This window comes from Streptococcus orisasini (assembly GCF_001431045.1).
In the GTDB taxonomy this organism is placed as follows: domain Bacteria; phylum Bacillota; class Bacilli; order Lactobacillales; family Streptococcaceae; genus Streptococcus; species Streptococcus orisasini.
This window is the reverse complement of record NZ_BCLE01000030.1, coordinates 55,947-69,278: the sequence shown is the minus strand read 5'-3', so window position 1 is coordinate 69,278 and position 13,332 is coordinate 55,947. Positions and strand designations below refer to the sequence as shown.

The window sequence follows — 13,332 nt, the reverse complement described above, 5'->3', positions numbered from 1 at the left end:
CGCTTTCGTTTAAGGGATTAATTTAAATCAATGCAATAACCACACAATATTACAGATTTAAAAACTGATCTCTACTCTCATCGGAATCTTCTTTATGAAATATAGTCAAAAATTGACTATAATCATTTTCTCTATCAACAGGAATTTTAATTTTATATTTTGATTCATTGCTGTTATCATTTTCTGTATCAATTTTGTTTAAGCCCCAAGATTTAAGTAAATCCAGTAATTCATCTGAAATTCGTATATCCCCGTTCTCTAATATCATCTAGTTCCCACTTAGATTTTTCTTGTGATAACTCTTGAACAATTGTAATTTTTGACTTATTATAGCTATCTTGTTTCTTTTGAAAATAGCCATTACTTGCGATAATATTCAACTTTTTTTCAAATGGAATCTTATTTCCAATATGTTCAACAAGTAATCTAACTTCCTTTTCTGTGTTATCTGGGAAATAACTATTTTGCCACTTTTGAGGCAGAATATGTTCAATCTCCCACTTTGGAGGAAGTAGATTTTCTTGTTTTTGATAGGCAAGAACTTTCAAAATCATTCGAACTGTGTTTCTATGAGAATGCTTTATCTGTTCTTTTAATTCTTCTTCATCAACAGGTTTAAAATCAAATTTTGGATTTTCAGAGCGGTAAACTTCTGCATTTAAATTCAATATGCTACGCTTCACAGCATTGATAGTTGGGGTTACTATATATCTGGCAGATAAAACTGCAAATAAACGTTTGAGGAAAATTAGAAAGTTATTTTCAAACTCTACAGAATCTTTATATCTCAAATAATAAATAACGACAGGATATTTCCAGAATTCATTTGGATATGAGGACAGAGCATCTAAAACCTTTAAAATATCACTATTTTCTGACCAGACTTCACCATCAATCATTGTATTATTGTTGACAACAATCCATAAATTTAATAATGTATTCAGATCAATCAACAAGTCTTTCGCATACAATCTTTCAAATTTATTTTGAGAATAATATTTCCTTATACCAGGCGTTGTTGTATTTTTATCATTCTCTTTTGCTCTTAAATAGAACATATAATAATAGAATAGCTTTTGTATACTTTCGTTTGCATTTGTGGCGTTTTCGTCAAGCTGCTTCCAGTTTTCAATAAAAGATTGTTTATCTATTTCATCAAGATGGTTATATATCTTAGCTTTAAAAATATCAGCGTCAGATAATGCTAATCCTCGATCATTCAGAGTTGAAAATATGGTTAGGGCAGTATCTTGTGTATCAGCAGTAATAGGAAGTAAAATTGCCCTATTTAATATATTCCGAATTAACCAATAAAACAACTCTGGCTCTTTGCTAGCATACTCTTCAATTAATTTTGTAAATAAACTGTAGTTGAGAGAATAATTATCTTTTGCCCCTTTTTTCACTGTACCAGTAACTAAAATATTAGAAAAGATTTCATTACCTTCTTCTCCCATCACCCTAGAAATAATTAATATCTTCTCAAAATCAACTTCTGCGGTTAGCTCATCTTGCTGCCACAAGGCTGACTCAATTTGTGTGATGAAATTTTTAGACTGTGGTGTTTCACTCATTGAAACCAACTTAGAGTATATAGCCCTTAATAGTAAGAATAGTGAAGTAATGCGTTGCTGACCATCAATAATTTCTTGCTCATTATTATTTTCATATGCAACAATCGTCCCTAAAAAGTAAGTACTTTCTTCACTACTATTATTGCCTGCAGTAGTCTCTGTATATTCCACAAGGTCATTAAATAAAGTCTGAATTTGATCAGCTGTCCAAGCATATGGTCTCTGATACTCAGGAATAACAAACTTTTTCTTTTTTCCCGTTTCCAAAAGTTGTTTAACAGTTTGTTTATTGACTTCAATAGTTGTTGACATAAATTTTCCTTTCTCCCAAAATTTCAATAATGTTATCAGTGTCTCTATTCCTAGATTTGAAAATAGCGAGACAACTAATAGATTATTAAAATTCCTTCTCCAATTCTTCTTCAATCTGTTCAGTATAACTATCTACTCTTTTATCAAGATACATTACTAGTTCAATATAGTCCATATCATCGTCAAAAATTTTTTTGGTACATTTCAAAAAATCTTGCTTCTGCTCTAGTACCGGAACATAACTACCTGACCACGAATCTGAATAAGGAGAAAAATGAATTTTTAAAAAGGTACTTTTCCCATAGCCTTTATCTTTTAAAATTCTAAATAATTCTAATTTCTTATTTTTATCATCAATAACTTCTACACCTAGATTCACAAACTTTATCGCCAATTCTTCATTATCAGATAAATTTAGGGCGCGAAATAAAATATTATTATCTTCTTTCACGATACTTTCCAACAGGCTATTATAATAATAAAGAGGATCTTTTGATATTATGTAGTTCAAAAAAATTAGATAAATTTTTTCAGCATTTTTAAAACTTTTAATGCTATGTAGCAAGATATAACCCTCATTGCTATGTTCCATTTTCAGTTCATCAATCTTTTTCAAAATTTCTACTGTAAAATCCGCATCATCTTCTCCCAGTTTTCGAAAAAGGTAGCAAAAATGATCAATATTGTTCCCTAATTCTTTTAGATATAACAATTTTAAATTACTTTCTCCAATTAGATTAATTAATCTTGCTGTTTCTTCTTTTTTCACAAAATAGGGAATAACAAAATTGATGCTTTCTGCTTTTTGAATCAATATTTCTTTTAGATTAGGCTCCACTAAAATAAATTTTTCGAAATTTAAAATATTAAAATATTCAGGTAAAGGGACATTCTCTAAAAGACTTTCTAGTAACTGTACATCTTCTTTTTCAATTTCTTCAAGCTGAATTAGATAAGCAAATTGCCATTTATATTTTTCTAATTCTGGTGAAAAGTCAATAATAGTCTGTATTGAGCTTATTTCTACATTTTCTAAAAATCTAACTGGCATAATATTTTCAAAATGATAGTCTGCTTTGAACATAGAATTAAGAAAGCTAATTTTGCCATTATTATCTAGTTTCTGAAATATATTAAATAATACAGATTCAATATTTGTATCATCCATAAATAAGTTACTTTTGAATTGATTAGCAAAAATGAAAATTTTATTCCACTCTCGCGAATAATTGTTTGCTATTTTCTGTAACTTTATCTTGTCATCATCTTCATAAAACCTTACATAATTATCATTTGTTAGATTGTTATAAATTTCCTGTCTCTCAGAAATTTTATAATCTGAAAAGATAGAAAAATTCTTTTTAATTTCGGCTTGATGTAACGCGTAAGCTATCTTTTCTTCCACCATCGACAACTCTGAAAAATCTTTAAAGAACACTTTCTTAATAATTTTCAAGTCTCCCTTAATGGTATTAGAATGACTTTCTGAGTAATTTAAAATTGTAAATTGATAATCAAATAATATTTTCTCAATATAACATCTCACTTCTGAATTTCCAACATCATATAATTTTGCTAGAAGTTCTAGGATATTTTTATGGTATTGTTTTAAATTATCATCATCTGACACTGTATAATGTTTAAATATAAGGTGCTCTTCATTTGATACTGTCCGTTTAAAATCAATCTTAAAATATTGCTTCAAAACTGTCACAATTAATTCTTGATTGTAGCGTCGATCCAAGTCAAGTTTATCTAATTCATCTATCGTTTCTTCCGCTTTATTATAATAGATATAATCTCTATCTGTTACTAAGCCATAACTTCCTTCAAGAATGGTATAAACTTCAGAAATTATATCAGGCTTTTTAACAAAATATTTTAACAATAATTGAAGGGCGTAATTATAATATTCCGTTTGGCTAATCGTATAGATTATCAATAAAATTGGATCTTCAACAGTGACTTTTTTATTCTTTTCCTTAATAAAACTATCTTTTGTGTAATCCCCTACCTCAATAATTTCAATCCTATTTTTAATATAAGAAATAGCCTTTAAAGGAAGCAAGACACCAAATTGTGTTAGGAACTTTTCTTTAGCTTCATCATTCTTGAAATTGCTTTCATTATAATATTGTTTAACTGCATTAGAAACTATTTTTGTATCACTTTCTTTTCTGATAAAATTGGATAACTGATTTAATACCTGAACAATCCTATGGTTATTTAATGGATAGAGTTCATGTAAAATATCTAAGATTGATACTTTTTTATTAATTAAAAACTTGATAACAATATAATCATCTAATAATTGATCTGATATTTTTACAATTTTATCTTTATAGATATTACATAACTCTCGTTCATGAAGTTTTTTAACTCCATTCCTAAATTCTTTTTCTGTTATATCAATTATTTGCAGTAATTTAGCAAATTCCTGATTGTTTGCCAAGCTATCTAATCTAATTTTTTTAAGATAAGACAAAATGAAAAGAACTTTTTGCTCTTCAATATTGATACTATTTTTAATTAAAATCTCTTCATAGTAATCTTTTAAAATATCAATTTCGTCATTAAAATTATCCAAATCCTGTGAGCTAGATAATTGAGCTGCAAGAACCGCAATCCGTGGATTTCCTTTAGAAATAGTATTAATATGTTCTATTTCTTTCTGAGTAAAATTATGACTAGAGAATTGTTTAAGTAATTTTGTAAAGTTGTCTTCTTTTAGAACACTTGGTTCAACATTATCATATCCAAACTCTTTTATATTGGCGATGACTTCATTTTTAGCATAGTCACGAACAGTAAGAATAAACTTAACATTGGTAGTTATCCTTAATAAATCGAGCGTAGAAATATAATTCTGAGTTAAATTAACATCATCAATAAAAATAATATTTTCCTTTTGTGAAACTAAGTTATCTTTAATATCTTGATAAATTGACTGATTGTTGCTCTTTACACAAAGAATATTATATCTATTTCTATCTAGCAAAGAGCAAATTTCAATTGCCAATCTTGTTTTTCCTGTTCCAGGTTTAGCTGATATTAATAAAATATGAGTTTTACTTGATGTTAATAAGTCGACACCTTCGCTTACATCGCCAATATAATGGTTTGAAATAGGTGCATTTGTCTTGCTACTATCATGGATTTTTATGAAGTCTTCAATATTCCAAACTTGCTCTGTAGACTCACTAATTGATAAATATTCTTTCGCTAAGAATTGGAAATCTAATTTTGTAAGATCACTAGCTATTTCATTGATTCCTATTAACTCCAGTTGATAAGGCTTAGCTAGTTTCTCTAATTCTTCTTTCTGCTTAATTTCTATATTTGAAGAAGTGTGGCAGCAAATAATTCTCCCAACTCTCTTCTCAGTAATATTTTCGTCTAATATTTTATTCTTAACTGACTGAATATCTTCCTTTAATTTAGACATTGCAGATTTATGAGTACCATACATGATATAGATATACTTACCATTTTCTTCTGCGTAAGAATCTGGAATCCCTCTAGTTGCCTTATCTGTTCCTTCTTGAGAACCTAAAGAAACTAAATTCTCAAATTGATATTTTCTTCTTAGGTAGGCATCTCCAAAATTCTGAAATCGTCCTCCTTCTAATTCTTTAATAGCATTCTCGATTTTATTAATTCGACTCATTAAAACCTCCTTTCATAAAGATAATATGCATACTTATTGTATTCGATCCATTATACTCATTTAATTTATAATCCTACTAAGAAGTTTCTCCTAAATCCAGTTTCCATAGTGGGTAAAGTATCGCTGGTATTGCTAACAATATAAGCTCTTAAAATATTTTTTGCTTTCAGGAAAAACCACAAAACTGTAGACTTGCTAGCCTCCCGAACCACATAAAACTGACTGACAATCCGGAATAGGTTTGCAAGTTAAACACCATACCACTGCCGCTGTTTCTAGATTATCTCCTCTTCCCCAATCCCATTCTCTTCCAATATTTCTTGGATGCGGTCGAATTTGAGGCGAAAATGCTCGAGTTTGTGGCCGTCGGAGCCGATGGAGTATTTATGGCAGCCCAGTGATTGAACTAAACCCAAGGCATAGCGGTAGAGATGCTCGTGGCCGTAGAGGTACATGGATTTGCTGTTGAGCTCAAAGGCGAGATTGTGATCAATCATTTTTTGGAAAATGCGAATGAGCTGGGGTTCATAGGTCTTTAATTCATCAACCGTCACATCAAAGAGGCGAAAACCATAGTCAAAATGCGCTAGCACATCAGCTTCCACGCGCCCGATGGCGTATTCCAGCTTGTCCAGATACTCTTGGATAACAGCTTCTTTGTCCATGTCGGCAACTTCATCGTCCAGATAGTCATTGACGCCGTTGTGATGGACGGAAAGCAATTTCAAGTCATAGTCCTTGTCAGCTAGGAAGCTGAGAATGTCCGCTTCGCGGGGCTGATAGTAGCCGATTTCAATGCCGCGCTTGATGCGATTGTCATATTTGCGATTTAGCTCTGCTATTTCCTTAGAATAAGCCTCATAATCGGGCACATCATCCTGCTTGGTGTAGGGGTTGGACAGGTCATAGTGCTCTGTCGTGACAATCTCCCCGCTGTAGTCTTTGAGATAGTCCTCAAAGCTGGCATCGGAATCGTAGGAAAAATGGGTGTGTAAATGGTTGTCGCGCATAGAAAATCTCCTAATATTTTTTAAAAATCAAAACAGCGCCTTGCTAACTTACTCTGTTTGGTGACATCAGTTGGGTTTGTTTCATTCCTCAGCTCATCACCTTTCTTCTATTTTACCAAAAAGGAGAGGGAAGAGAAAACCTCTTTTCAATTACATTAAGAAGTTTTATCTGAGAATGTCAGCCCTTTAAAATGATGTATCATTTTTTAACTTCAAAGGAAATTAGCAATCTTTAGTGGTAAAATAACAGTAATTATTTGATATAAAAAGGAGATGCAATGCCATTTCAATATAAAAACAAAAAGACATCATCTCGTTTTTGGCTTGTTTTTGCTTTAATTTCCACCTTTATTGCTCTGCCCTTACTCTTTTTCGGTGCATTTACCGTTTTTCTCTTTTCATCAGTGACTAAAAGTAAATCGCCAATAGGACTTTTCCCTTCCTTAGGGCTTCCAATTTTATTATTGCTTATTGGCTTGATTGTTTTTATCATAAGTATTGCTAAGCTCAAAAATTCTCATTACCTAATTAAGGGAGATGACCAAGGACTCGCCATTCACCACTCTTCACGAGACTATCGATTCAGCTGGAATGACATTGAGTCCATTACTTATACCAGAAGCAAATATCCTCTTCAGCTGTCATCACCTTTCCCTTTTTCCCGCATGGATCGCGTAGGCCTTCTCACTAGACCTTTTTACACTTATCTAACCATTAACACAAAAACTCAGGCAGCTATACAACTTGAGGTAACTTATATCGACGGAGACCTAAGTATGCTTTTACAGCAGTTGCAAAGTTTTACGCCTAATGTTATGGTAGAAGATTTAAATTAGAGCTGCTTGGAGCCTTTGCCAATTTTTAGTGAGGCTTTATAGTCAAGGAAAATCACATAATACGTCGCCATCTGATTTTCCTTAACCATGGCTTTTCTAGCAATGACAGTTAATTGTTTAGGCTAAAAGGGGAGGTATAGTTTAAAACTATATCCTTTTCTCTAAATTAACTATTTTTCAAAAAGGCTCAGCTCCTGTACAATAAAAAGCAAGAAATCTGAAAAGAGGCTTTTATATGACACAATCAAAATTCCAACTTGTTGGTTCACTCTTACGTCCTGCGAACCTGCTGGACTATAAAAATCAAATTGAACATCGTGATGATATTCAGTACCCATTTTATGACAGTTTCCCTGGTTATCATGAAACCGAGACGGCAGAGATTAAAAAAATTATCGCTGATGAAAAGGCAAATGGTATTGATATTCTGACAGATGGTGAATATTCTAAGTCCATGTGGCACTTAGACTTCGTTTGGGGTCTTAAAGGTATCGAACGCTATATAGCTGATCATGGATACACTTTTAAAGACCATGACGGAGGTCATTTTGAAACACGCAAAGACATTGGTATTCGTATCACCGAACCACTGTCTGGTAAAAATCACCATTTCTTAGACATTTATAAGTTGCTCAAGCAAGAAGCTGGCGATACCCAAACCAAATTGACCATTTGGGGGCCTGCTCATGCCTATACTGAACTGGCTATCTTTGATAAACTTGCCGGACCAGATCAAATTTACAAAACCAATGATGAGTTAAAGACTGGTCTCATCAAGGCTTACAAAGAATTCTTAGCAGAGTACAAGGAAGTTGGCGGGGAAATCATCCAGTTTGACGACTGCCTGTGGGAACTTTTTGACGAATCAAATCCTGCCTCATTTTTTGCAGAAGGAAATGCCAGTCTGACTGATCTTGCCGATGAATTCATTGCCATTAATAATGAAGTAGCAGATTACGGTCACAAGTTGGGTCTCAAAGTCTGGACTCACAACTGCCGCGGTAACTATGAAAGCCGCTCAGCTTCAGGCGGAACCTATGAAGCTATTGCCAAAAAATTCCTGCATGATCAGCATTACGATCGTTTCTTTCTTGAGTGGGACAGTGAAGCTGCTGGAGATTTAAAAGCACTGGCTTCTCTTAAAGATAAAGATGCTGAAGTTGTCCTTGGACTTCTTTCTAGTAAGACAACTGATCTTGATGATGAAGAACGTGTACTTTCCTTGCTTGAAGAAGCCAGCACTATTCTTCCTAAAGAGCGTCTGTTGCTGTCTCATCAATGCGGCTTTGCTTCCTGCGATTCAGGCAACGAATTGGCCATTCCTCAGCAATGGGCCAAAATCAAACAAGGTCAAGAAATTGCTGCCAAGTTTTGGGGATAGGTTAAAGCAATCGAGTCGATATAGCACATCAGTTGTGCCTATCGCCTTTGCATGTCTGGCGCGGGCTGTCTACTGTATTTAAAAATCCATTTGGAGTTAGGATCTCCAAATGGATTTTTAAATTAAGAGCTGTATTAAACACTTTTCAGGATTTACAAAATAGTAATGTCAAAATATTTTCGGTCAACCTCTCCAGGCTTCAGCAAGCTCACATTGCGTTTTTCTTCGAAATAATCGGATTCATCTAAAGACGTTGATAATCCGCTCCAAGGTTCCAAAGCTATAAAAGGACTTTTATTGACCGTCGACCAAAGAATCAGATAAGGAAAATCTGCAAAATCCAAACGCAAGCCCTTATCATGATTTTTAGAACGCAAGGTGACACTTCTTGACTGTAAATTATCTAAAGTAATGGCATCATGCTCAAACAAGGAATAATCTAAATCAAGAAATTTCTGTTTTCCCAAGAAAGGACTTCTGTCTCCTAAATCAAGCAGACCTGTTTCAGGAAAGGACTTGGGCACCGTGCAGTTCTCTTCCTTTTCAAATTCAAGATAGTAATCTTCATAGCGGTCACCTTCAAATAAAGGACAGTTAAAACCGGGATGACCACCGATAAAATAAGGCATGGTTCTTTCCTTTTCTTTATTGGTGACCTGATATTCTGTACGAACGGTTGTCCCCTTTAAAGTATAGATGATTTTTAATTCAAAGTGATAAGGATACTGCGTCAGCATTTCCTTATCAGAGACAATTGTAAAAGCGACACTGTCCTCGCCTAGCTGCTCAAAGCTGAAATTCTTCTTTCGCACCAGCCCGTGTCTAGGAATACGACCGTAAAAATGCGGATGTTCTTTAGAATTATAGATTCCCCAATCATTTCTTAAACTGCCGCAAATAGGAAAAAGAACTGGTGCCTGAGAACTCCAATATTCAGGATTTCCCTGCCAGAGATATTCCAAACCATCTTGATCTTTGATAGAAGACAAAGCGCCACCTAATTCCTTAAACTGGACTGTTACTTTTTCATTTTTTAATTCAATAACCATTGATTATCCTCGTTTTTATCCGTATTTTATACTCAATAAAAATCAAAAATAGACTAGGGTACAACAAAGTGAAAACAAGAGCCTATAGTTTTGATTTTTGAAGAGTATTAATCATTAAAACAAAACAAGAGTGCAATCAAAGACTGTCACTCTTGTTTCTATGCTGCCTTTTCCTAAAATTTAAACAAAGCTTTTGATATTTGGAAGTATTTATTAAATATAGGGTAATATAGGGTATATGTATAAATAGATAAGAAAGTATTGAAGAAACAACTTTAAATTAAATTTCAGTCAAGGCAGCAATTTTTCCAAACAAGATGACTTAAAGCCAAGGGCTATGTGTCATAGTTATCAACTGATACTAAAACACAGGCGTCAGTCAACTGTTTGGCTCTCAGCCAATTTCTTATACCAGTAAGCACTCTTTTTAGGGTAGCGTTCTTGAGTATCAAAATCAACATAGAAGAGACCGTAACGTTTTTCATAGCCGTTTGACCATGAGAAAACATCCATAAGTGACCAAATGAAGTAACCTTTAACATTGGCACCATCAGCTATGGCATCTGAAATAACTTCTAGATGCTTTTTAACGTAATCAATACGTCCGTCGTCATAAACAGTATTGTCTAAAAATTCGTCTTTATATCCCAGACCATTTTCAGTGATATAGATTTTCTTGTAATTTGGATAATCGGTTTTGACACGCATGATTTGGTCGTATAAACCTTGAGGGTAGATGATCCAATCCCAATCTGTTTTTGGTACATCTACTGGCGCTTCTCTGCGGCCAACACCCTTAATCTGGTATTTAGAACTTCCTTTTTCGCCTTTTCCGTTATGGATAATTTCCGTTTCCCCGTCAAAGGCGCGCATCCAGTCACTCATGTAGTAGTTGATGCCCAAGAAGTCATTCAAATCTTTAGCAGCCTTAAGAGCTGCAAAGTCTTCATCGCGAAGATCCAGCTCACCACCATTGACAGCTAAGATATGATTGACGCCTTCCATCGTTCTATCCGAATATTCTCCCAGATAAGTAGCATCAAGAATAAACTTATTATGGATGATGTCTTCTAATTCTGCGGCTCTAACATCAGCAGGATTAGCAGGATCATAAGGATACTTGGTTGGTAGGGCGTGTACGACACCGATTTCACCGGAATAGCCGCCGTCTTTGAAAAGTTTAACCGCACGGGCATGCGAGACCATCATATTGTGATGGGATTGGAAAACTTTAGCTAAATCATACTTAATACCTGGCGGGAATTTCCCAACCAAATACTGTCCATCGCCGATAGGGCCGATTTCATTGAAGGTTGTCCAGTAGTTAACTTCTGGAAATTCTTTGAAACAAAATTCAGCATAATCAACAAAATGATCAATATTTTCGCGATTGAGAAAATCGCCTTTAGAATGCAGAGCTTCCGGAGTATCAAAGTGGTGCAGGGTCACAAAGGGCTCAACATGACGCTTGTGACACTCTGCAAAAAGATTGTGATAGAATTCAACACCTTTAGGATTGACCTGACCAAAACCAGTTGGGAAAATCCGCGACCAGGCAATGGAAATTCGGATACCATTGACGCCGAATTCTTCAGCTAATTTTAAATCAACAGGGTATTTATGATAAAAATCGCTGGCAGGTTCTGCTGTATACCAATAATTATCTTCCAGATATTTATCCCAGGCAACAGGTCCCTTGCCCTCTCCTTTGGTGACACCTTCTGCTTGATAGGCAGCTGTTGCACCACCGAAGATAAAATCTTTAGGTAATGTTTTAGTCATTTTATGACCTCTCAATCTTTGAATTGCTCTTCAACAAATGCCAAGGCTCCCTGACCATCGCGAGTCAGCTTAATGTATTGAGCTCCTTCAGTCTTAGCTAATTTAATACCAAGCTTGTCTGTTTCGGCTTTCATATCTTCATAGTTAGAAGCTACCTGCGGTGCCAAAATAACTAATTGATACTGCGGCAGAATTTCGCGGTGGGCACCGTAACTGCCGGCTGCAGCCTTGACCGGTGCTTTGTATTCAGCTGCAGCTTTATTGAGAGCATTGGCCAAAAGACCGCTGGTACCGCCGCCAGCACAGAGAACTAGAACATTTGTCTGTTCAGTGATACTGCTGTCAGCTGCTTTTCCGTCTGCAGCGCCAGCATTTTCAAGAATAGCATCTGCTTTTTTGGTATCAAAGTTAGCAGCAACTTTCTCCTTAAGAGCATCAGAGCCAGATTTTCCAGAAGCTTCCTCAGCCAAGATCTGCTCATCATAAACCTTAACAAATGGATAGTAGATAGCTATATCAACTACAATCAGAAGTACTGCGAGAATAAAGGACAGAACTTGGAAGTTTGTTCCCAAAAGCAGACCAAGCGGTGCTGGGGTTACCCATGGCAGATTGGAAGTGAAACTGTTCATTCCCAAAGTATCCACAAAGAATTTAAACAGCCAGACATTGACAATCGGTGTTAAAATGAATGGAATAAAGAAAACTGGGTTGAGGACAAGAGGCGCACCAAACAAGATCGGTTCATTAACCCCAAAGAAAGTAGGTACGACAGAAGCCTGTCCGATAGCCTTGTTACGTTTTGATTTAGTCAACCACATGAACATGAAAGGAACAACAAGTGTCGCACCTGTACCACCCATGGTAACGATAAACATCTGTGTGCCTGAAGTCAAGATTTTATCCGCATGTTCACCAGCGCGCAAGAGATTGAGGTTGACTTCTGCATTCGCATAAGTGATGGCTGCAATAGCTGGTTCAACAATAGAAGGACCATGAATACCAACAAACCAGAAGAAGGCAAAAGCTCCAAAGATAAAGGTAATTCCGACATAACCATCCGCAGCTGAGAACAAAGGTGCTAAGAGAGTTCCGATTGATTCGGCAACATTAACACCCAGGAACCGCTGAACAAGCAGCTGAAGAGCATAAAGAACAACAACTGACAAGGTGAATGGAATCAAATCCTTAAAGACTTGGGAAATATTAGGTGGTACCTCCTCAGGCATGTGAATGGTAACATTATTTTTAACACAGACCTTGTAAATGTTAACGGTAATAAAGGCTGCAATAAAGGCTGTCAGCAAACCTTTAGTTCCCATAAAGCCACTCAGGAAGCCGCCTTCTTTTGCCGGTTCTGCCGCCATGATAAGAAATCCAACCATAGATGCCAGCATCGTTGAGATGAAGTTCATCTGATTGGTATCTTCTAGCTGACGATTCATAGAATCTGTCAAAGCCTTGGCTGTTGTCCCTGCAACAAAGAAACCCAGAATCCCCATAGAGTAGTTATATGGTGTCATTAAGAGGTTTTCAATTCCCTTGCTCCAATGAAAGCCCCAGGAATTGGGAACATAAGCAATCAAGATAAAGATACTTGAAAACAGGATAACCGGCATACCGGCAATAAATCCGTCCCGAATAGCTCTCAGATAGATATTGCGAGAGATTTTTTCAAAGAAGGGTTTTCCTTTTTCAATCTGAGCAATCAATGCGTTCAT

9 protein-coding genes are annotated in these 13,332 nt (G+C 35.3%); 2 read left to right on the top strand and 7 right to left on the bottom strand.

Annotated elements, in window-relative coordinates:
- Positions 1-49: 49 nt before the first annotated feature.
- The 4 genes from SCSH_RS11375 to SCSH_RS06100 all read right to left on the bottom strand — a co-directional run bounded on the left by SCSH_RS11375 (position 50) and on the right by SCSH_RS06100 (position 6,563).
- Positions 50-268 carry a hypothetical protein gene (locus SCSH_RS11375; RefSeq protein ID WP_238581372.1) on the bottom strand — a complete coding sequence of 73 codons (219 nt, stop codon included), beginning with the start codon at positions 266-268 and terminating at the stop codon, positions 50-52.
- Complete coding sequence (locus SCSH_RS06110; RefSeq protein ID WP_238581371.1) at positions 231-1,886, bottom strand: DUF262 domain-containing protein; 1,656 nt, start codon at positions 1,884-1,886, stop codon at positions 231-233. Before SCSH_RS06110 ends, SCSH_RS11375 begins: the two co-directional genes overlap by 38 nt.
- 85 nt (positions 1,887-1,971) lie before the next feature.
- Positions 1,972-5,553 (bottom strand): nSTAND3 domain-containing NTPase, encoded by a 3,582-nt coding sequence (locus SCSH_RS06105; protein WP_057491008.1) that lies wholly within the window; start codon positions 5,551-5,553, stop codon positions 1,972-1,974.
- Between the two features lie 275 nt (positions 5,554-5,828).
- A complete protein-coding gene (locus tag SCSH_RS06100) occupies positions 5,829-6,563 on the bottom strand; it encodes a PHP domain-containing protein (RefSeq protein WP_057491007.1) in 735 nt (244 codons plus the stop codon).
- Between the two features lie 278 nt (positions 6,564-6,841).
- Between SCSH_RS06100 and SCSH_RS06095 the strand changes: the two genes are divergently transcribed.
- Positions 6,842-7,399, top strand: coding sequence for a hypothetical protein (locus SCSH_RS06095; RefSeq protein ID WP_057491006.1), 558 nt, complete (start codon positions 6,842-6,844; stop codon positions 7,397-7,399).
- A gap of 235 nt (positions 7,400-7,634) precedes the next feature.
- Positions 7,635-8,780, top strand: coding sequence for a cobalamin-independent methionine synthase II family protein (locus tag SCSH_RS06090; RefSeq protein WP_057491005.1), 1,146 nt, complete (start codon positions 7,635-7,637; stop codon positions 8,778-8,780).
- A 152-nt stretch (positions 8,781-8,932) separates the two neighbouring features.
- Here the strand turns inward: SCSH_RS06090 and SCSH_RS06085 are convergent, their stop codons facing one another.
- From SCSH_RS06085 to SCSH_RS06075, 3 genes are all read right to left on the bottom strand, one after another.
- Positions 8,933-9,829: an aldose 1-epimerase family protein gene (locus tag SCSH_RS06085; protein WP_057491004.1), complete on the bottom strand. Its 897-nt coding sequence runs from the start codon at positions 9,827-9,829 to the stop codon at positions 8,933-8,935.
- 375 nt (positions 9,830-10,204) lie between these two features.
- Positions 10,205-11,611 (bottom strand): 6-phospho-beta-galactosidase, encoded by a 1,407-nt coding sequence (gene lacG / locus SCSH_RS06080; RefSeq protein WP_057491003.1) that lies wholly within the window; start codon positions 11,609-11,611, stop codon positions 10,205-10,207.
- 11 nt (positions 11,612-11,622) lie between these two features.
- Entirely contained in the window at positions 11,623-13,332 is a 1,710-nt protein-coding gene (locus tag SCSH_RS06075; protein WP_057491002.1) for a lactose-specific PTS transporter subunit EIIC, read from the bottom strand.